21 protein-coding genes are annotated in these 18,787 nt (G+C 63.6%); 15 read left to right on the plus strand and 6 right to left on the minus strand.

Translation table 11 applies throughout. The annotated features are described in order from the left end of the window. Positions 1-259: 259 nt before the first annotated feature. Positions 260-2,005: a phosphoenolpyruvate--protein phosphotransferase gene (gene ptsP, locus AB3X96_RS02450; RefSeq protein WP_176109663.1), complete on the plus strand. Its 1,746-nt coding sequence runs from the start codon at positions 260-262 to the stop codon at positions 2,003-2,005. A 100-nt stretch (positions 2,006-2,105) separates the two neighbouring features. Here the strand turns inward: ptsP and AB3X96_RS02455 are convergent, their stop codons facing one another. From AB3X96_RS02455 to gpmA, 3 genes are all read right to left on the minus strand, one after another. Further along, positions 2,106-2,864 carry a molybdopterin-synthase adenylyltransferase MoeB gene (locus AB3X96_RS02455; RefSeq protein WP_176125099.1) on the minus strand — a complete coding sequence of 253 codons (759 nt, stop codon included), beginning with the start codon at positions 2,862-2,864 and terminating at the stop codon, positions 2,106-2,108. A 258-nt stretch (positions 2,865-3,122) separates the two neighbouring features. Beyond that, entirely contained in the window at positions 3,123-4,700 is a 1,578-nt protein-coding gene (locus AB3X96_RS02460) for a S41 family peptidase (protein WP_368588458.1), read from the minus strand. Between the two features lie 263 nt (positions 4,701-4,963). Continuing rightward, positions 4,964-5,710 (minus strand): 2,3-diphosphoglycerate-dependent phosphoglycerate mutase, encoded by a 747-nt coding sequence (gene gpmA, locus AB3X96_RS02465; protein ID WP_176109660.1) that lies wholly within the window; start codon positions 5,708-5,710, stop codon positions 4,964-4,966. 137 nt (positions 5,711-5,847) lie between these two features. Between gpmA and AB3X96_RS02470 the strand changes: the two genes are divergently transcribed. The 5 genes from AB3X96_RS02470 to AB3X96_RS02490 all read left to right on the plus strand — a co-directional run bounded on the left by AB3X96_RS02470 (position 5,848) and on the right by AB3X96_RS02490 (position 8,838). Then, the gene (locus AB3X96_RS02470) at positions 5,848-6,273 is read left to right on the plus strand and encodes a rhodanese-like domain-containing protein (protein WP_129963020.1); all 426 of its coding nucleotides are present in this window, start codon (positions 5,848-5,850) and stop codon (positions 6,271-6,273) included. Continuing rightward, positions 6,270-6,530, plus strand: coding sequence for a glutaredoxin 3 (gene grxC / locus AB3X96_RS02475; RefSeq protein WP_062125843.1), 261 nt, complete (start codon positions 6,270-6,272; stop codon positions 6,528-6,530). Before AB3X96_RS02470 ends, grxC begins: the two co-directional genes overlap by 4 nt. A 149-nt stretch (positions 6,531-6,679) precedes the next feature. After that, the gene (secB, locus tag AB3X96_RS02480) at positions 6,680-7,159 is read left to right on the plus strand and encodes a protein-export chaperone SecB (RefSeq protein ID WP_176109659.1); all 480 of its coding nucleotides are present in this window, start codon (positions 6,680-6,682) and stop codon (positions 7,157-7,159) included. Between the two features lie 22 nt (positions 7,160-7,181). Further along, positions 7,182-8,180, plus strand: a complete 999-nt coding sequence (locus AB3X96_RS02485) for an NAD(P)H-dependent glycerol-3-phosphate dehydrogenase (RefSeq protein WP_368588459.1) — start codon at positions 7,182-7,184, stop codon at positions 8,178-8,180. Positions 8,181-8,277: 97 nt separating this feature from the next. Next, positions 8,278-8,838, plus strand: a complete 561-nt coding sequence (locus tag AB3X96_RS02490; RefSeq protein WP_176125096.1) for an O-acetyl-ADP-ribose deacetylase — start codon at positions 8,278-8,280, stop codon at positions 8,836-8,838. On the opposite strand, the gene trmL is transcribed toward AB3X96_RS02490, so the two are convergent. Together trmL and AB3X96_RS02500 are read right to left on the minus strand one after the other, a co-directional pair. Then, on the minus strand, positions 8,811-9,281 hold the full coding sequence (trmL, locus tag AB3X96_RS02495) for a tRNA (uridine(34)/cytosine(34)/5-carboxymethylaminomethyluridine(34)-2'-O)-methyltransferase TrmL (protein ID WP_368588460.1): 471 nt from the start codon (positions 9,279-9,281) through the stop codon (positions 8,811-8,813). The two genes, AB3X96_RS02490 and trmL, sit on opposite strands and share 28 nt — an antisense overlap. A gap of 18 nt (positions 9,282-9,299) precedes the next feature. Further along, positions 9,300-10,085, minus strand: coding sequence for a phosphoribosyltransferase family protein (locus AB3X96_RS02500; protein ID WP_368588461.1), 786 nt, complete (start codon positions 10,083-10,085; stop codon positions 9,300-9,302). 82 nt (positions 10,086-10,167) lie between these two features. Between AB3X96_RS02500 and AB3X96_RS02505 the strand changes: the two genes are divergently transcribed. The 8 genes from AB3X96_RS02505 to AB3X96_RS02540 all read left to right on the plus strand — a co-directional run bounded on the left by AB3X96_RS02505 (position 10,168) and on the right by AB3X96_RS02540 (position 17,537). Further along, a complete protein-coding gene (locus AB3X96_RS02505; protein WP_368588462.1) occupies positions 10,168-11,133 on the plus strand; it encodes a methyltransferase domain-containing protein in 966 nt (321 codons plus the stop codon). A gap of 395 nt (positions 11,134-11,528) precedes the next feature. Further along, complete coding sequence (locus tag AB3X96_RS02510) at positions 11,529-12,005, plus strand: DUF2244 domain-containing protein (protein WP_368588463.1); 477 nt, start codon at positions 11,529-11,531, stop codon at positions 12,003-12,005. A gap of 64 nt (positions 12,006-12,069) precedes the next feature. Continuing rightward, positions 12,070-13,707: a cytochrome c oxidase subunit II gene (gene coxB, locus AB3X96_RS02515; protein WP_176109652.1), complete on the plus strand. Its 1,638-nt coding sequence runs from the start codon at positions 12,070-12,072 to the stop codon at positions 13,705-13,707. 44 nt (positions 13,708-13,751) lie between these two features. Beyond that, a complete protein-coding gene (gene ctaD / locus AB3X96_RS02520; RefSeq protein ID WP_368587221.1) occupies positions 13,752-15,365 on the plus strand; it encodes a cytochrome c oxidase subunit I in 1,614 nt (537 codons plus the stop codon). A 125-nt stretch (positions 15,366-15,490) separates the two neighbouring features. Continuing rightward, entirely contained in the window at positions 15,491-15,625 is a 135-nt protein-coding gene (locus AB3X96_RS02525) for a cytochrome oxidase small assembly protein (protein ID WP_368588464.1), read from the plus strand. Between the two features lie 42 nt (positions 15,626-15,667). Beyond that, on the plus strand, positions 15,668-16,294 hold the full coding sequence (locus AB3X96_RS02530) for a cytochrome c oxidase assembly protein (protein ID WP_368588465.1): 627 nt from the start codon (positions 15,668-15,670) through the stop codon (positions 16,292-16,294). A 50-nt stretch (positions 16,295-16,344) separates the two neighbouring features. Then, complete coding sequence (locus AB3X96_RS02535) at positions 16,345-16,554, plus strand: DUF2970 domain-containing protein (protein ID WP_018419310.1); 210 nt, start codon at positions 16,345-16,347, stop codon at positions 16,552-16,554. A gap of 125 nt (positions 16,555-16,679) precedes the next feature. Further along, on the plus strand, positions 16,680-17,537 hold the full coding sequence (locus AB3X96_RS02540) for a cytochrome c oxidase subunit 3 (protein ID WP_176109649.1): 858 nt from the start codon (positions 16,680-16,682) through the stop codon (positions 17,535-17,537). Positions 17,538-17,731: 194 nt separating this feature from the next. On the opposite strand, the gene AB3X96_RS02545 is transcribed toward AB3X96_RS02540, so the two are convergent. Further along, on the minus strand, positions 17,732-17,941 hold the full coding sequence (locus AB3X96_RS02545) for a twin transmembrane helix small protein (RefSeq protein ID WP_008921867.1): 210 nt from the start codon (positions 17,939-17,941) through the stop codon (positions 17,732-17,734). A 111-nt stretch (positions 17,942-18,052) separates the two neighbouring features. Between AB3X96_RS02545 and AB3X96_RS02550 the strand changes: the two genes are divergently transcribed. Then, positions 18,053-18,769, plus strand: coding sequence for an SURF1 family protein (locus AB3X96_RS02550; protein WP_368588466.1), 717 nt, complete (start codon positions 18,053-18,055; stop codon positions 18,767-18,769). Positions 18,770-18,787 lie beyond the last annotated feature (18 nt).

The following is an 18,787-nucleotide window of genomic DNA, read 5'->3' on the forward strand; positions in this document are numbered from 1 at the left end:
CGCGAAAGCCGCGGGGAAGAGTGCGTAAGGCGACATGCGCGTAGGGCGACACGCGTTTTCAATGTTTAAACCATATATTTTGCGCGACGCGTATAAAACGAAGCTTCGCGGTGTACGAGGAAACCTGATTGCAATAACTCGTGCTGCGCTGCACACACCGCCGACATACTTCAAAAAGGCGCGGAATTTATAATGCCAGGTACAGTCTGAGAGCATTGCAGCGGTTTGCCGCGGCATCACACAACTAGAGGAGGTGCGCGTGTCATTCACGCTGCATGGAATTCCCGTCTCGCGCGGTATCGCCATCGGGCGGGCCTATCTGATCGCCCCGGCAGCACTCGACGTAGACCACTATCTGATCGAACCCGCCCAGATCGAAGGGGAGGTCGGGCGCTTTCGCGCGGCTCAGCAACGCGTGCATGAAGAACTCAACGTGCTGCGCGCCGATCTCGCCGCGGATGCCCCCAGTGAAATGGGCGCGTTCATCGACGTTCACACGATGATCCTGAACGACGTGATGCTGGTTCAGGAAACCATCGACCTCATCCGCACGCGCCGCTACAACGTCGAGTGGGCGCTGACCGAACAGCTCGAAAGACTCTCGCGCCATTTCGACGATATCGAAGACGAATACCTGCGCGAACGCAAAGCCGACATCGAACAGGTCGTCGAACGTGTGCTGAAGGCGCTCGCGGGTGCGCCGGGCATCGTCGACAACGTGCATGGCGCGTGCGATGAAATGATCGTCGTCGCGCACGACATCGCGCCGGCCGACATGATGCAGTTCAAGACGCAGACGTTCCAGGGCTTCGTCACCGATCTCGGCGGGCGCACGTCGCATACCGCGATCGTCGCGCGCAGCCTCGGCATTCCGGCCGCGGTCGGCGTGCAGCATGCGAGCGCGCTGATCCGCCAGGACGATCTGATCATCGTCGATGGCGACCACGGCATCGTGATCGTCGATCCCGCGCCGATCGTGCTCGAGGAATACTCGTATCGGCAAAGCGAGAAGGAGCTCGAGCAGCGCAAGCTGCAACGGCTCAAGTTCTCGCCGACGCAAACGCTGTGCGGCACCCGCATCGAACTGTGCGCGAACATCGAGTTGCCGGACGATGCGCGCGCGGCGATCGAATCGGGCGCGACCGGCGTGGGTCTGTTTCGCACCGAGTTCCTGTTCATGAATCACAAGGACCGGATGGCCGAAGAGGAGGAGCAGTTCAGCGCGTATCGTCGCGCGGTCGAACTGATGAACGGCTTGCCGGTCACGATCCGCACGATCGACGTCGGCGCCGACAAACCGCTCGATTCGATGGCCGGCGGCGACGGCTACGAGACCGCCGTGAATCCGGCGCTCGGCTTGCGCGCAATTCGCTGGAGCCTGTCCGAGCCGCAGATGTTCCTCACGCAGCTGCGCGCGATCCTGCGCGCGTCGGCGTTCGGCAAGGTAAAGATCCTGATCCCGATGCTCGCGCACGCGCAGGAAATCGACCAGACGCTCGATCTGATCCGCGAAGCCAAGCGCCAACTCGACGACGCGGGCATTGCTTATGATCCGAACGTGCAGGTCGGCGCGATGATCGAGATTCCGGCCGCCGCGATCGCGTTGCCGCTGTTTCTGAAGCGGCTCGATTTCCTGTCGATCGGCACCAACGATCTGATCCAGTACACGCTCGCGATCGATCGCGCGGACAACGCGGTCGCGCATCTGTACGACCCGCTGCATCCGGCGGTGCTGCACCTGATCGCGTTCACGCTGCGCGAGGCGAAGCGTGCGGGCGTACCGGTGTCGGTGTGCGGTGAGATGGCGGGCGATCCGGCGTTGACGCGTCTGTTGCTCGGCATGGGTCTGACCGAGTTTTCGATGCATCCGAGCCAACTGCTCGAGGTCAAGCAGGAGGTGCTGCGCTCGCATCTGAAAACGCTCGAAAAGCCCGTGGCCGACGTGCTGGCTTCGTTCGAGCCGGAAGAGGTGCAGGCGGCGCTCAAGCGGGTCGCGTTGGTGTGAATCCGACGCGCTTCGTCTCGCCTCGTTGAACGAAAAAAAACGCCGCCCATGCGGCGTTTTTCTGTTTCGGCGTCGTTCGGACGCGCAGTGGGGAACCGCCTCAAGAGCCGTGCGCGTGGCCGCACACCGGGCAATCCGGCTGACGTCCGATGCGCATCGTGTTCCATTCCATTCGCAGCGAATCGAGCATCGTCAGGCGGCCCACGAGCGGCGTGCCGATTGCGCCGATCACCTTCAGCGCTTCGGCAGCCTGCATCGAACCGATGATGCCGACCGTCGGCGCGAACACACCCATCGTCGAGCAGGCGACTTCCTCGAACGGCTGGTCTTCGGGAAACACGCACGCATAGCATGGCGACGCTTCGTCGCGGAAATCGAAGGTGCTGATCTGGCCGTCGAAGCGCAGCGCCGCGCCGGACACGAGCGGCACGCGATGCTTGACGCACGCGCGGTTGATCGCGTGACGCGTCGCGAAGTTGTCGGTGCAATCGAGCACGACACTCGCGTGGGGCACCTCGCGATCGAGCCATGCATCGTCGACGCGCTCGGCGACCGCGCTGACGACGACCTCGGGATTGATCTGCGCGAGCGTGTCGCGCCCGGACTCGACCTTGCTGCGTCCAACCGACGCGGTGACGTGCAGGATCTGGCGCTGCAGATTGGTCAGGTCGACGGTATCGGCATCGACGAGCGTCAGACGGCCGACGCCCGCCGCCGCGAGATACATTGCGGCCGGCGAACCGAGCCCGCCCGCGCCGACGACGATCGCGTGGGCGTCGATAAAACGCTGCTGCGCCTCGATGCCGATTTCGTCGACGAGGATATGGCGGGAGTAGCGAAGGAGTTGATCGTCATTCATGGCGGGGCGCGTGGGGTGTGTCGCTATGTCGCGGTGTCGCGCAAGGAGAGGCAGGCCGAAGGGCCGCGGCGCGCATTCGTGGCTGTTATTTTAATCGCGCGGGGAGGGTGGCTGCTGCGGCTTGCCGTGAGACGCCGCCGGTTAAGCGGCGGCCTGTGCTGAAACTGCTGCGGCGTGTCTTCGCAGACTATCGTGCTGCGAAGACACGCGCGGGTTCGCTGCTTATTGGCCAGCTTATTGGCCAGCTTATTTGCCGGCTTACTTCCCAGCGGGAGCCGGTGCCGAAGCCGGCGTAGGTCCCGATGCGCCCGGCACCGGTTGCGTCGGCTTCACCGCGACCGGCGCGGAGGCCGACGTGCCCGGCTTGTTCTGCGCGAGACGGCGTTCCATCAGCGACTTGGATTCCTGAACCGGCTTGCCTTCGAGCTTGCCGACCGCCTGTTGCATCATGAAGTCGTCGTTCGAACCGAACTCGACCGGCTTGCGTTCGCGTTCCTTCTGGCGCTGCTCCGGCGTTTTCTTGTCGTTCTGCTCTTCGAGCTGACGCAACTGCTCCATGCGCTCCGACTCGCGCTGCTCGGCTTCCTTCTTCTCGTTCGGGTCCTGCGTGTTCGCAAGGTGATTCGAGTAGTCGACTTCACGAGTGACGAGCGCGTCGTCCGGATCGCCGTCCGCGTATTGATCGACCGGAAGGTCGGGGCGGATGCCCTTGTTCTGAATCGAACGGCCGCTCGGCGTGTAGTAATACGCGGTGGTCAGGCGCAGCGCGGTGTCTGCCGTCATGGGGCGTACGGTTTGCACCGAACCCTTGCCGAACGTGGTCTTGCCGAGAATCAGCGCGCGGTGCTGATCCTGCAGCGCGCCGGCGACGATTTCCGATGCCGACGCCGAGTAGGCGTTGGTCAGCACGATCATCGGCACGGTCTTGAAGATGGCCGGGACGTCTTTCAGCGGATCGCTGTCGAACGATTGCAGACGGTAGTTATCGTAGGTGTCGCGATAGATCTGCTTCGAATCCGGAATCTGGCCGTTGGTCGACACCACCACCGAATTCGGCGGCAGGAACGCGCCCGCGACGCCGACCGCGCTTTGCAGCAAACCGCCGCCGTTGTTGCGCAGGTCGAGGATGAGGCCCTTCAGGTTCGGCTCCTGGCGCGCCAGATCCTGCAGCTTGGCCGCGAGGTCAGGCGTGGTGCGTTCCTGGAAGCTCGTGATGCGCACGTACGCGAAGCCCGGCGCAACGATCTTGCCCTTCACCGACTGCACCTTGATGATCGCGCGCGTGACGGTCAGCGGGAACGTGCGGTCGTCGGTCTTGCGGAAGATGGTCAGCGTGACCTTGGTGCCCGGCTCGCCGCGCATCTGCTTGACCGCCTGGTCGAGCGTCATGCCGCGCACGGGCTTGTCGTTGATGCGCGTGATCAGGTCGCCCGGACGGATGCCGGCGCGGAACGCGGGCGTGTCTTCGATTGGCGAAATCACCTTGATCAGGCCGTCTTCCGACGAAATTTCGATGCCGAGGCCCGCGAAGCGGCCCTTGGTCTGCTCCTGCAGCTCTTCGTAATCGGTCTTGTCGAGGTACGACGAGTGCGGGTCGAGGCTCGACACCATGCCCTTGATCGCGGAGGTGAGAAGCTTCTTGTCGTCGACCGGTTCGACGTATTCGTGCTTGATCTGCCCGAACACTTCGGCGAAGAGCCTGAGCTGGTCTAGCGGCAGCGGGGCGACCGCGGCGCTAGCGGGTTGCTGGGCCGAGGCGGAGAATTGCAGGGTGGCAAGGACACCGGTAGCAAGGCCCGCGGCAATCAGGCCGATATTTTTCAGGTTCTTTCGCATAGAGTCTATTGCGGTCGGAAGCGCGTGGCAGCGTCGATAAAGATTGGACGGACAAGTATAACTGCACACCCGCCTGCTCAGGGCGTGGTGCAGGCAATCGTGCTTCGACAGTACGGGAAGGTCCTGGTTCTTGCGAACCGGCCCGCGGCTGGCGGGCCGTGCGATACGTCGCGCGGCGCAATACAGTTTTTCCTGCCGGGCCGGTTGTCTCCGTGCGGCCCCGGGCCTTCCCGTGGCGAGGGGCCGCGGCCGGAAACGCGCGCTCAGCCCGCCTTGCCTTGGCTCGCGACCGCGGCTTGCGCCTTTGCGATCGCGTCCTGGTCGCCGAGATAGTAGTGCTTGATCGGCTTCAGATCTTCGTCGAGTTCATAGACGAGCGGCACGCCGTTCGGGATGTTCAGGCCGACGATGTCGCTGTCCGAGATGTTGTCGAGGTACTTGACCAGCGCGCGGATGGAGTTGCCGTGCGCGGCGATCAGGATGCTGCGCCCCGACTTGATGGCCGGCGCAATCGACTCGTTCCACAGCGGCAGCACGCGCGCGACCGTGTCTTTCAGGCACTCGGTCAGCGGCAGTTGCTCGCGCGGCACCTTGGCGTAGCGCGGATCGGTGTACGGCGCGCGCTCGTCGGTCGGCTCGAGCGCGGGCGGCGGCGTGTCGTAGCTGCGGCGCCAGACCAGCACCTGCTCGTCGCCGAATTTGGCTGCCGTTTCGGCCTTGTTCAGACCCGACAGCGCGCCGTAGTGGCGTTCGTTCAGGCGCCATGAATGCACGACGGGCAGGTACATCAGATCCATCTTGTCCTGCACGTGCCACAGCGTGCGGATCGCGCGCTTGAGCACCGACGTATAGGCGATGTCGAACGTATAGCCCGACTCCTTGAGTAGCACGCCCGCCTGCTGCGCCTCGAGGCTGCCCTGCTCGGTGAGGTCGACGTCGATCCAGCCGGTGAAGCGGTTTTCCTTGTTCCACGTCGATTCGCCGTGGCGGATGAGAACGAGTTTGTACATGAGATTTGCCGGTCGGTAGTGAGGAAGCGGTCTCGCGCTGTACGGCGCCTTCGGCGGCGCATCGCCATCGCGTCAAACGGTTATTTTATAATGGTCGGGTTGACCTTTTCGATTTCTCTCTTTCCGGCGGATCTTCCGTGAAGTTTTTCACCGAATACACAAACCTTGTCCTGATCGCAATCGTCCTTATCTCTGGTGGGTTGCTGCTGTGGCCCACCATCAGTCGGCGTGGACGTGGCGGCCTGTCGGCCGCTGAAGCCACCCAACTGATCAACCGGCGCAACGCGGCGGTCATCGATCTGCGGCCGTCCGCCGACTACGCCAAGGGGCACCTGCCCTCGGCACGGCATTTCGAATTCGCGGAGTTGCAGGCGAAAGTCGCGCAACTCGCGAAGAACAAGAGCAACCCGGTGCTGCTGGTATGCCAGACCGGCCAGCAGTCGAACAAGGCCGCGCGTATCGTGCAGGAAGCGGGATACGCGGAAGTCCATGTTCTCGAAGGCGGCGTCGACGCCTGGCAGAAAGCCGGTATGCCGGTTGTGAAACAAGGAGCAGCCAAGTGAACAAAGTGATCATGTACAGCACCCAGGTGTGCCCGTATTGCCAGATGGCCGAGCGTCTTTTAAAGTCGCGCGGCGTCGAGCAGGTTGAAAAAGTACTGATCGACAAAGACCCGGCCCGCCGTGAGGAGATGATGACCCGGACGGGTCGTCGCACGGTGCCGCAGGTGTTCATCGGCGAGACGCATGTCGGTGGCTATGATGACCTTTCCGCGCTCGATCGCGCGGGCGGTCTTACGCCGCTGCTCGAAGCAGCCTGAGTTCGCGCGTTTCGCGCCGCGCGAGCGGGCGGACCACTCGATAAGCCGGCGCGTGCGCGCTCCTCGTGGAGCCGGCGAGCCGGCGCAATAATCTGGCGGCCGATGCGTGCATCGGCCGCCGCCACGCATACCTATCAGGAAATACCATCATGTCCGACGAGAATAACCAGCCGTTCTTCAACATCCAGCGCATCTATCTGAAGGACATGTCGCTCGAGCAGCCGAATTCGCCGGCAATCTTCCTCGAGCAGGAAATGCCGTCGGTCGAGGTCGAAGTCGACGTGAAGGCCGAGCGCCTCGCAGAATCCGTGTTCGAAATCCTCGTGACGGGCACGGTTACGGCCAAGGTGTCGGACAAGGTCGCGTTCCTGATCGAAGCGAAACAGGCCGGCATTTTTGACATTCGCAACATTCCTGCCGAGCAGATCGATCCGCTGGTTGGCATCGCCTGCCCGACCATCCTGTTCCCGTACCTGCGCTCGAACATCGCCGACGCGATCACCCGCGCCGGTTTCCCGCCGATCCACCTCGCCGAGATCAACTTCCAGGCGCTGTACGAGCAGCGTCTCGCGCAAATGAGCGCGGCCCAGCAGGGCGACGGCGCGGCGCAAAGCGGCGTCACGCATTAAGGCGCCGCGGGCAGTGCCGGCTATGAAGGTCGCCGTTCTCGGCGCTGGCGCGTGGGGCACCGCCCTCGCCGGCCATCTGGCCGTCAGGCACGACACGGTGTTGTGGGCGCGCGAGTCCGCGCTCATCGCCGAGCTTTCCACTTCGCGCGAAAACGCCCGCTATCTGGCGGGCGTCGCGTTGCCGCCCGCGCTCCGCTACGAAGCGGATCTCGGTGCGGCGCTCGATCACGCGCTCGCCGACGATGCGCTGTGCGTGATCGCGACGCCGGTGGCTGGCCTGCGCGGTCTGTTGCGAGCGATGCGCGATGCCGGCAAGGTGCCCGCGCATATCGTGTGGCTGTGCAAGGGTTTCGAGGCGGATTCGCAGTTGTTGCCGCATCAGGCGGTCTCGGCGGAATTGCCCGAGCATGCGAGCAACGGCGTGTTGTCCGGACCGAGCTTCGCGCGCGAAGTCGGGCAGGGGCTGCCGGTAGCGTTGACGATTGCGAGTTCGTCGGCGGCGTGCCGCGAACGCACGGTCGCGGCGTTCCATCACGGCGCGATGCGCATCTATACCGGCGACGACGTGGTCGGCGTCGAAGTGGGCGGCGCGGTGAAGAACGTGCTCGCGATCGCGACGGGCATCGCCGATGGCCTCGGCCTCGGCCTCAATGCACGCGCGGCGCTGATCACCCGCGGACTCGCCGAAATGTCGCGTCTTGGCGTGACGCTTGGAGGGCGCGCGGAAACCTTTACCGGGCTGACCGGCCTCGGCGATCTGATCCTGACCGCGACCGGCGATCTATCGCGCAACCGCACCGTGGGCTTGCAGCTCGCCAGCGGCCGCACACTCGACGACATCCTCGGCGGCCTCGGTCACGTGGCCGAGGGCGTGCGCTGCGCGAAGGCGGTCCTCTCGATCGCACGCGCCCATGCAATCGAAATGCCGATCACCCAAGCGGTCTGCGCGGTGCTGTTCGACGGCGTGGCGCCGCGCGATGCGGTCAGCGCGCTGCTGCGGCGCGATTCGAAGGCCGAATAAAGTCTTTTCTTTCAGCCGTTTAGCGCAAATTCGCGTTGAACGGCTGCCTCACCTGGCTGTCCACTTCTTGAGCGAGACTCAGGTCAGCGAGGTTTTCATGCCCACCTTCAATCTCAGTCACGGCACGTGCACGCTCGAAGCGCGCGTGGTCGATATCACGACGCTCGCCGTCGATGCGATCGTCAATGCCGCGAATACTTCGCTGCTCGGTGGCGGCGGTGTGGATGGCGCGATTCATCGCGCGGCCGGCAAGGAGTTGCTGCGCGAATGCGAAACGCTCGGCGGCTGCGCGACCGGCGACGCCAAGATCACCGCCGGTTATCGGCTGCCCGCGAAGCATGTGATCCATGCTGTCGGTCCAGTGTGGCGCGGCGGCGCGCACGGTGAAGCCGACCTGCTCGCATCGTGCTATCAGCGCTCGCTCGAAGTCGCGCGCGAGACTCATTGCACGAGCATTGCGTTTCCCGCGATCAGTTGCGGCATCTACCGTTTCCCCGCCGACTATGCGGTGAGCATCGCGGTCGGAACCGTGCTCGACACGTTGCCGCGCACACCCCACATGAAGCACGTGACGTTCGCGTGCTTCGACGACGCGATGTTCGCGCGCTACGAGGCCGAACTCGAACGCCGTCAGGCGCCGCCCTCGAAGCCGGCCTGACGCCACGCTTCGAACACCACGACCGCCACCGTGTTCGACAGATTCAGACTGCGATTGCCAGGACGCATCGGCAGACGCACGCGCTGTTCGTTCGCAAAGCGCTCGAGCACCGTATCGGGCAGACCGCGTGTTTCGGCGCCGAACACGAACCAGTCGCCCGGTCGAAAAGCGTGATCGTGAAAGCGCCCCGAGCCGCGTGTGGTGAACGCGAACATGCGCAACGGGTCGGGCGTTTCTTTCGCGATGAACGCGTCCCAATCGGTGTGCACGTTCATTTCCGCGTACTCGTGATAGTCGAGGCCGGCGCGCCGCATCTTGGTGTCGTCGAGAGGGAAGCCGAGCGGCTCGATCAGGTGCAGTCGGGCGCCGGTATTCGCGCACAGGCGAATCACGTTGCCGGTGTTGGGCGGAATTTCCGGTTCTACGAGAACGACGTTGAACATAAGGGGACCACGTAAAAGCTAGTTTTTCGGAGTGCGCAACGCGACGAAGTTCGTGACCCGCCGCGCGCCGGCCGCCTTCAGCGTATGCGCGAGCGCTTCGAGCGTCGCTCCGCTCGTCATCACGTCGTCGACGATGCCGACGTGCAGGCCGCGCACCGGGCGCGCGACACGAAACGCGCGGCCGACGTTGTGCCGGCGCGCATCGAGATCGAGGCGCGATTGCGGCGCGGTGTTTTGCGTTCGTTCGAGCAGCGTCGCGTCGCTGCGCACGGCGAGCGCCCGGGCAAGCGGCCGCGCGATCTGCCAGGCCTGGTTGTAGCCGCGCTTGATCAGACGGCGACCGGCGAGCGGCACTGGCGCAATCACGTCGGGCCGCTCGGCCGCGTCGTGCCAGTTGTCCTGAGCAAGCCACGCGAGACGTTGCGCGAAATCGCGCGCAAGCATCAGCCGGGCGCGGAATTTCAGGCCGACCGCGAGGGTATCCAGCGGCGCGCGATAGTCGGCGAGCGCGAAGCTCGCGTCGAACGGCGGCGGCTCGGCCACGCAATCCGCGCAGCGATATCGCGCCTGAGCGACCCAGCGTGACGCCGGCAACGGCACCGCGCAAACGGTGCAGCGCAGGCGGCTCTCGTTCCAGTAGGCCGCGTCGCAACCGTCGCACAGCGTCTTATGCGACATATTGCCGCACAACGCGCACAGGTTCGGCAACGCGACGTTCAAAGCCCGCGGCCATGCCGAATGCAGACCACGCACAAAACGCGCGGCCTGATTTCGACACGACGAAGAAAATGACTGGAATCGCACGGGTGAGTGCCGCTGAATGCCGTTCACGCTGAATGGAGGGGAACGAACGAGTATACTTCGAGCTCACGCCAGCACGACACACATGTCCCCAACATCCGCTCAATCTGGCCGTCCGGCCTACGATTCACGGCGCCTCAGGCGTATTTTCGACCGTCGCGCCGCTACCTTCGACGAGGTTGCATTCCTGCCGCGCGAGATTGCGCAGCGCATGCGCGAGCGTCTCGATTACATCAAGGTGGCGCCCTCGAGCGTGCTCGACGCCGGATGCGGTGCGGGCGAAGACATCCCCGCATTGCGCGCGCGCTTTCCCGAGGCGCCGGTGTTCGGCGCCGATCTGTCGCATGGCATGCTGCGCCGCGCGCTGCGTCACGATGCCGGCGACACCAGTTGGCGACGCTTTCTTCCCGCCTCGCTCGGCAAGGCGCTCGGCGCGCGTGGCCCGCGCTTCGCGCAAGCCGATTTCTCCGCGCTGCCATTCGCGGCCGGCGCATTCGAATTCATCTGGTCCAACCTTGCGCTGCACTGGCACTCGCGGCCCGATCTGGTCTTTCCCGAATGGCAGCGGGTGTTGAAGGTCAACGGCCTGCTGATGTTCAGTACGCTCGGCCCCGATACGCTAAAGGAATTGCGCGGTGCCTATGCCGAGATCGAGGCTGCGCACGGCGTCGCGTCGCGCAGGCATGTGATCGACTTCGTCGACATGCATGATCTCGGCGATATGCTCGTCGAGGCCGGCTTCGAGATCCCGGTGATGGACCAGGAGACGCTGACGATTACCTACAAGTCACCCGAGTCGCTGCTCGCGGACGTGCGCCGCTGGGGCGCATACCCGTTCGAGCGCGATGCGCATGACGGCGCGCTTGCGCGTCGGTTGCACAAAGCCCTGCTCGCTGCGCTCGAAGCGCGCCGGCGCGCCGACGGCACAATCGCGCTGACCTTCGAGGTGATCTACGGACACGCATGGAAAGCCGTGCCGCGCACCACGGCGGAAGGACATGGCATCGTGCGGCTCGAGGACATCGGACGAGGTCCGGGCAAGCGTGGGTAGCAGATTGCAGCGCGGTCATCAACTGCTTGCCGACGGTGCGGTTGACGTGTTGCAAAAGCGGTAAAGAGGACATCCGTTATGCCTGGGATTTGCCCTCCGAAAGAGCCGCAAAACGCCGGGCAAAATGGCGCGAAGGCTTGTCGCGCCGGGCTTGTGGGCCGATCGGGGCTTGCTTGTCGATGCTATGGATCGCGCCTATAATGCGTCAGTTTGTCGCCCGACGTTCCCACATTTGGGGTGGCAAGCCTGAGGCGCAGGGCTGCAAAATGAAGTGATGCGGTAGGGGTTGGCGCGGTCGCGAGTGATGCTGTACACAGTGATACGAGCGGCGGCCGCGAGATGCATCCGGAAGTAAAAGAAGGCAGGCCGGACGCGACGATTCGCAGGAGGCAGCGATGGGCGCATCAGATCATCTGCTGGCGGATTCAGAACCGGTCCTCAGGGACTGGACCATGAAGCGCAACTGTTCGATATCGCCGCGGCAGTTCGTTTGTCTGTACGCGTCGCTTGCGTTGTTCTCGTTGGCAATTGCATTCATGCTGGTTCTGATCGGCGCCTGGCTGGTGTTGCCGTTCACCGGAATCGAATTGCTGGCGGTAGGTATCGCGTTTGCAATATATGCGCGTCATGCTGTCGATTACGAGCGCATCCGGTTGTTTCCGAACCGGCTCGTGATCGAGCAGGTCAGCGCCGAGCAGATTACGCAGTTCGAATTCAATCCGCGCTGGGTGCGGATAGAGCCGGGCGCAACGCCGCGCGATCAGATCAAGCTGGTCTCGCGCGGGCAGACGATCATGATCGGGCAACATCTCGCGCAAAATCGGCGCGCGCAGTTCGCAGGCGAACTGCGTATGTGGCTGGCACATTGTTAGATGGTGCCGGGCGCGCGGCGTTCAAGGGGGCGCGACACGCTGCCAGCGGGGTCGAGGGGTTTGAATGGAAAATTTGGGTAAGGAAGCTATGAAAACAATCAAGCGAGCGCTCATGAGCGTGCTGGCGACGAGCGGACTGCTTTTCGCCGGTGCCGCCCTGGCAGTGGGCGATGCTCCGGGCGGCCCTGCCGTCAATGCGATCAATCTCCAGCCGCCTGCATCGAGAATCGCTCAGGAGCTGTTCGACCTCCACATGTTCATGCTGCTCCTTTGCACCGTGATCTTCGTCGGTGTATTCGGTGTGATGTTCTATTCGATCTTCGCGCACCGCAAATCGAAGGGCCACCAGGCAGCCAATTTCCACGAGAGCACCACCGTCGAAATCATCTGGACGATCGTGCCGTTCATCATCGTCGTGTTGATGGCGCTACCCGCTACCAAGGCCGTCGTCGCGATGAAGGACACCTCGAACGCCGACCTCACGATCAAGGTCACCGGCTACCAGTGGAAGTGGGGCTACGACTACGTGAAGGGTCCGGGCGAGGGCATCGGCTTCCTGTCCACACTCGCCACGCCGCGCGCGCAAACCGAAGGCCGCGAGCCGATCTCCACGCTGTATCTGCAGGAGGTCGACAATCCGCTCGTGGTGCCGGTCAACAAGAAAATCCGCATCATCACCACTGCCAACGACGTGGTCCACTCCTGGTACGTGCCGGCCTTCGGCGTGAAGCAGGACGCGATCCCAGGCTTCGTGCGCGACACGTGGTTCAAGGCTAACCGCACCGGCACGTTCCGCGGTTTCTGTACCGAGCTGTGCGGCAAGGAACACGCGTTCATGCCGGTCGTCGTCGAAGTGCTGTCCGACGACGACTACGCCAAGTGGGTCGACACGGAGAAGAAGAAAATGGCCGCCGGCCAGGACGATCCGAACAAGACCTATACGATGGCCGAGCTGATGGAGCGCGGCGGCAAGGTCTACGCGGCGAACTGCGCGGTCTGTCACCAGCCGACCGGCAAGGGCGCGGGCGCATTCCCGGCGCTCGACGGCAGCAAGATCGCCAACGGTCCGATCGGTCAGCACGTGAGCCTCGTGCTGAAGGGCAAGAATGCGATGCCTTCGTGGGCGCCGACGCTGAATGACGTCGAAATCGCCTCGGTGGTCACGTACGAACGTAACTCGTGGGGCAACCACACGGGCGACATCCTGCAGCCGAAGCAGGTCACCGAAGCGCGCAACGGCAAGCTGCCGGAAGGCGGCGACCATCTGGCCGAAGCGGGTGCCGCGGCAAGCGGCGCCGCTGCGGCATCGGGTGCGGAAGCGGCTTCCGCACCGGCGGCTGCATCGGGCAATGACGCTGGCGCGGCTGCTGCGAATAGCGCAGAGGCCACGCTGCCGGCGAGCATCTACTTCGAGACCGGCAAGAGCACGCTGCCGGCCGACGCGAAAGCGGCGGTCGACGCGGCCGCGGCCTATGCGAAAGCGCATCCGGACGCGAAATTCACGCTGTCGGGCTTCACCGACGCAACCGGCTCCGCCGACGTCAACGCGAAGCTCGCGAAGAGTCGTGCCGAGGCCGTTCGCGACGCACTGAAAGCAGCCGGCATTGCCGAAGACCATATTATTTTGAAGAAGCCGGAAACGATCACCGGCGGCACCGACGCGAAGGAAGCCCGGCGCGTTCAGATCAGCCCGGCAGCCTGACGTGTTCATGGTCAGCACCGCAGAATTCGCTTTAGGAGATATTCATGTCTAGCATCGGACACGATGTAGTCGCGGGCCACGAGCACGTGCACGGCGACCATGCCCACGAAACGCCGCACGGCTGGCGCCGTTGGCTGTTCGCCACCAACCACAAGGACATCGGTACGCTGTACCTGATCTTCTCGTTCACCATGTTCCTGTCCGGGGGCGTGATGGCGCTGATGATCCGTGCCGAACTGTTCGAGCCGGGCCTGCAGATCATGCGTCCCGAGTTCTTCAACCAGTTGACCACCATGCACGGGCTGATCATGGTGTTCGGCGCGATCATGCCGGCGTTCGTCGGCTTCGCGAACTGGATGGTGCCGCTGCAGATCGGTGCATCGGACATGGCTTTCGCGCGGATGAACAACTTCAGCTTCTGGCTGCTGCCAGTCGCGGCGGTTCTGCTGGTCGGCTCGTTCTTCTCACCGGGCGGCGCGACCGCCGCAGGCTGGACGCTGTACGCACCGCTGTCTACGCAGATGGGCCCGGGCATGGATTTCGCGATTTTCGCGGTCCACCTGATGGGTGCGTCGTCGATCATGGGCGGTATCAACATCGTCGTGACGATCCTGAACATGCGCGCACCCGGCCTCACGCTGATGAAGATGCCGATGTTCGTCTGGACGTGGCTGATCACCGCGTACCTGCTGATCGCCGTGATGCCGGTTCTCGCGGGCGCGATCACGATGGTGCTGTTCGACCGTCACTTCGGCACGTCGTTCTTCAATGCGGCAGGCGGCGGCGACCCGGTCATGTACCAGCATATCTTCTGGTTCTTCGGGCACCCCGAGGTGTACATCATGATCTTGCCGGCCTTCGGGATCGTCTCGCAGGTGATTCCGGCGTTCTCGCGCAAGCCGCTGTTCGGCTATAGCTCGATGGTGTACGCAACGGCGTCGATTGCGATCCTGTCGTTCATGGTCTGGGCGCACCACATGTTCGTGACCGGCATGCCGGTGACTGGCCAGCTGTTCTTCATGTACGCGACGATGCTGATCGCGGTGCCGACCGGCGTGAAGGTGTTCAACTGGGTCGCGACGATGTGGCGCGGCGCGCTGTCGTTCGAAACGCCGATGCTGTTCGCGGTGGGCTTCCTGATCGTGTTCACGTTCGGCGGCCTGTCGGGTCTGATGCTCGCGATGGCGCCGCTCGACATTCAGTATCACGGCACTTATTTCGTGGTTGCGCACTTCCACTACGTGCTGGTGGCGGGGTCACTGTTCGCGCTGTTCTCCGGGTGGTACTACTGGGCACCGAAGTGGACCGGCTGGATGTACAACGAAACCCGCGGCAAGATCCACTTCTGGGCGTCGATGTTCTTCTTCAACCTCGCGTTCCTGCCGATGCACTTCGTCGGTCTCGCGGGCATGCCGCGTCGCTATGCGGACTACCCGGCACAGTTCACCGACTGGAACCAGGTGATCTCGATCGGCGCATTCGGCTTCGGTCTGTCGCAGGTCTACTTCCTGTTCGCGGTGGCGCTGCCGGCGTACCGTGGTGGCGGTGAGCTCGTCGAGGCGGGCGACAAGCCGTGGGACGGCGCAACGGGCCTCGAGTGGACCGTCCCGAGCCCGGCTCCGTTCCACACGTTCGAGCATCCGCCTACCGTCGAGTAAGCCTGTCCCGGCGAAGTGCCGGGTTCCGGCGGCGCGACACATGCCGCTACCGGAACCGGGCGCTTCGCGAGGCGGCTGCAGTCGGGCGGTCTCACCGGTCAAGAACCGTATTCAGAAAGTCGAGCATGACGCGCAATCCACAGGAAAGACGTACGCCGAAGCAGATTCGCGCGGGCAACAGGCGGATAGGGTTGGTGATGTTCGCGATCGCCGCGGTGTTTTTCGCGAGCGTCATTGTGAAGCAGTGCTGGTTCAGCTAACGCCGCAGTCGCAGTCCGTATGCAGGTTTGTTGAGGATTCAGATGTCGACGCAACCGCCGGCCGAGGCCGACCGCTCTTTCAACCGTTCGATGCTGATCAAGCTGTTCGTCGTCGCTTTGATGATGTTCGGTTTCGGTTTCGCGCTGGTGCCGATGTATCGCGCGATCTGCCAGATCACCGGCGTGAACAACCTCGTGCAGCGCGACGTTTCGGCGCGCGAGGCGAAGAATACGCAGGTCGACATGAGCCGCACGATTTCGATCGAATTCGATGCGAACGCGCGCGGCCTGTTGGGTTTCAAGCCGGAGCAGCGCAGTCTCGACGTGCATCCGGGCGAAGTGACGACCGTCATGTACGACGTCAGCAACGGGCAGTCGCGCACGATCCGTGCGCAGGCGATCCCGAGCTACGCGCCGAAGCAGGCGACCGAGTACTTCAGGAAGATCGAGTGTTTCTGTTTCACGCAGCAGACGTTGAACGCGAACGAGACGAAGCGGATGCCCGTGGTGTTCGTGGTCGATCCGAAGTTGCCGAAGGACGTGAAGACGATCACGCTGTCGTACACGTTTTTCGAGTTGAACACGCCGGCGGCGGCAAGCGCGGATGACGCGGTGCCGAAGGCAAATTCAGTGAACAACGCGGCAGCCACTCCCGCGAAGCCGGCCTGAAGCAGCTTTGACGGCGCGAGCCACGGACGAACGAAGGAAGACGAAGCGAGATGAACGATAACGGCGGCAGTCCGCGCAAGAGCAGTTTCGGTCAGTCGATGCGCGCGGTGTTCTGGTCGTTTTTCGGCGTGCGCAAGCGCCGCGATCTCGAAGCGGACGCGACGCAGCTGAACCCGCTGCATGTGATCGTGGCGGCGCTGATCGGCGCGGCGGTCCTGATCGGGGTGCTGATTCTGGTCGTGCGCCTCGTGGTCGGTTGAGGCAGTAGCAGGGCGCAGCAGCACAGAAGAGCCCACGAATTAGAGAGAAGCGGTGCGGTATCGACGCGCCGCCGAAGATACAGCCGGAGATTCCGGAACAACTGGACTGAAGTGGAGAATCAAGAATGAGCGGTCAAAACGAGAGCCCGTACTATTTCGTACCGCATCCGTCGCGGCATCCGATCAGCGCCGCTACCGGGTTGCTGGTCATGCTCGGATCGCTTGCGGCCTGGATCAATGACCACACGTGGGCGCCGCTCGGCGTGCTCATCGGTCTGCTGTGGCTGCTCTTTACGCTGTGGCACTGGTTCGGCGACGCGATCGCCGAGTCGGAAGGCGGCATGTACGGCAAGAACGTCGACCGCTCGTACCGCTGGAGCATGAGCTGGTTCATCTTCTCCGAAGTGATGTTCTTCGGCGCATTCTTCGGCGCGCTGTTCTATGCTCGCGAAATCGCGATGCATCAGTTGGGCAGCCTCGACTACAAGCTGATCTGGCCGGACTTCACGGCAGTGTGGCCGAACAACGGCCCGGCCGAGCTCGTGGGCACCTACAAGTCGATGCAGCCGTGGCCGGTGCCGACCATCAACACGGCGCTGCTGCTGTCGTCGGGTGCGACGCTGACGGTGTCGCACCACGCCCTGCGCGACAACCATCGCAAGAAGGCGATCGCGTGGCTCGCGGCGACCCTCGTGCTGGGCGTGTGCTTCCTGTTCCTGCAGGGTTTCGAATACTTCCATGCATACCACGAGCTGAACCTCACGCTGGCTTCGGGCATCTACGGTTCGACATTCTTCCTGCTGACCGGCTTCCACGGCTTTCACGTGTTCCTCGGCGGCACGATGCTCGCCGTCGTGCTGGCGCGCCTGATTCGTGGCCACTTCACGCCGGAACATCACTTCGCGTTCGAAGGCGCGGCCTGGTACTGGCACTTCGTCGACGTCGTGTGGCTCGGTCTGTACGTCGTCGTGTACTGGCTGTAATGCAGCAGTCAGACCCGCGCGCGCCGCTCGTCGGCGCAGGCGCGGGACGTGCGCGCAACACCTGTCAGGCGGCGCGCACGAGCAGTATGCAAGGATGAATGCAGCGCCGCCCTCGACCTGTCAGGGCGGCGTTTTGTTTGGTGGCGTGAAAATTTTGCCGCCGACGCTTTGCGCCGGCGACCTATCCGCGAGCGTCAGCGTCCGTACGGAATCCCGGTCGACTGAATCCAGCCCATCCAGTGTGCGAACAGGATGAACAGGAACAGCGAGATCGACAGGCCCACGCGCGTGGCGAGCGACCAGACCATCCGCTTGGTCTTGCCTTTGTCGTGCATCATGAAATACAGCGCCGACACCATGCTGGCGATGATCAGAGCAAAGGCGATGGGAACGATAATGTGCATGGAACCAACTGAAACCGGAAAGCGCAGTGGCAAGACACTCATTATCGCACCGCGCGCGGGCGTCTGCCGCAGGTTCCCGGCGGCCCTGCACGCGATGACGGAGTACCTGCAATGAAGTTTCGCCTGATTCCCGTGCTGCTGATCCTGCTGGTCGTCGTCGTGACGGTGCGGCTCGGTTTCTGGCAGCGCGATCGTGCGCATCAGAAGGAAGCGCTCGAGGCGCGCATCACGCAGTTCGAAAACGCGCCTGCGCTGCCGGTCAGCGCGGCGCCGCTCGCCCTGAAAGACGTGGAGTTTCATCGGGTGAAAGCGCGCGGCAGTTTCGTCGCGGACAAGGTCGTGTACCTCGATAATCGTCCGTATAACGATCAGCCGGGCTTTTACGTCGTGATGCCTTTTAAACTCGCCGACGGCGGCTACGTGCTCGTCAATCGCGGCTGGCTGCCGCGCAACCTGAGCAATCGCGAGACCATCGCGCCGTACACGACGCCGTCGGGCGAGCTCGAGATCGAAGGGATTGCGCGAGCCGACGCGTCACGCGCGTTCGAACTCGGCGAGGGCGGATCGGCCGCGCATCACCTGATCCGGCAGAATCTCGATGTCGCCGCGTACGCGGCGGAGACCGGCTTGCCGCTGCAATCGTTCGTGATCCAGCAGATCGGCGACGCGCAAGACGGTCTGGTGCGCGACTGGCCCGCGCCGACCACCGGCGTCGAGCGCAACTACGGCTACATGCTGCAGTGGTGGGGCATGGCCGCCGCGGCGCTCGCGTTCGGTCTGTATGCGGCGCGCCGCGCGGGCAAAAAAGAACACGCGCAGGGCGCGTGAGGCACGCAAGGCACGGCT

This window comes from Paraburkholderia sp. BR13439 (assembly GCF_040948805.1).
In the GTDB taxonomy this organism is placed as follows: domain Bacteria; phylum Pseudomonadota; class Gammaproteobacteria; order Burkholderiales; family Burkholderiaceae; genus Paraburkholderia; species Paraburkholderia youngii.

Excerpts from the sequence above, each read along its gene's own strand:
- AB3X96_RS02455 (WP_176125099.1), bottom strand. The coding sequence starts at position 2,864 with ATGAATGACGATCAACTCCTTCGCTACTCCCGCCATATCCTCGTCGAC.
- AB3X96_RS02460 (WP_368588458.1), bottom strand. The coding sequence starts at position 4,700 with ATGCGAAAGAACCTGAAAAATATCGGCCTGATTGCCGCGGGCCTTGCT.
- gpmA (WP_176109660.1), bottom strand. The coding sequence starts at position 5,710 with ATGTACAAACTCGTTCTCATCCGCCACGGCGAATCGACGTGGAACAAG.
- secB (WP_176109659.1), top strand. The coding sequence starts at position 6,680 with ATGTCCGACGAGAATAACCAGCCGTTCTTCAACATCCAGCGCATCTAT.
- AB3X96_RS02485 (WP_368588459.1), top strand. The coding sequence starts at position 7,182 with ATGAAGGTCGCCGTTCTCGGCGCTGGCGCGTGGGGCACCGCCCTCGCC.
- AB3X96_RS02490 (WP_176125096.1), top strand. The coding sequence starts at position 8,278 with ATGCCCACCTTCAATCTCAGTCACGGCACGTGCACGCTCGAAGCGCGC.
- trmL (WP_368588460.1), bottom strand. The coding sequence starts at position 9,281 with ATGTTCAACGTCGTTCTCGTAGAACCGGAAATTCCGCCCAACACCGGC.
- AB3X96_RS02505 (WP_368588462.1), top strand. The coding sequence starts at position 10,168 with ATGTCCCCAACATCCGCTCAATCTGGCCGTCCGGCCTACGATTCACGG.
- AB3X96_RS02510 (WP_368588463.1), top strand. The coding sequence starts at position 11,529 with ATGGGCGCATCAGATCATCTGCTGGCGGATTCAGAACCGGTCCTCAGG.
- coxB (WP_176109652.1), top strand. The coding sequence starts at position 12,070 with ATGGAAAATTTGGGTAAGGAAGCTATGAAAACAATCAAGCGAGCGCTC.
- ctaD (WP_368587221.1), top strand. The coding sequence starts at position 13,752 with ATGTCTAGCATCGGACACGATGTAGTCGCGGGCCACGAGCACGTGCAC.
- AB3X96_RS02525 (WP_368588464.1), top strand. The coding sequence starts at position 15,491 with ATGACGCGCAATCCACAGGAAAGACGTACGCCGAAGCAGATTCGCGCG.
- AB3X96_RS02530 (WP_368588465.1), top strand. The coding sequence starts at position 15,668 with ATGTCGACGCAACCGCCGGCCGAGGCCGACCGCTCTTTCAACCGTTCG.
- AB3X96_RS02535 (WP_018419310.1), top strand. The coding sequence starts at position 16,345 with ATGAACGATAACGGCGGCAGTCCGCGCAAGAGCAGTTTCGGTCAGTCG.
- AB3X96_RS02540 (WP_176109649.1), top strand. The coding sequence starts at position 16,680 with ATGAGCGGTCAAAACGAGAGCCCGTACTATTTCGTACCGCATCCGTCG.
- AB3X96_RS02545 (WP_008921867.1), bottom strand. The coding sequence starts at position 17,941 with ATGCACATTATCGTTCCCATCGCCTTTGCTCTGATCATCGCCAGCATG.
- AB3X96_RS02550 (WP_368588466.1), top strand. The coding sequence starts at position 18,053 with ATGAAGTTTCGCCTGATTCCCGTGCTGCTGATCCTGCTGGTCGTCGTC.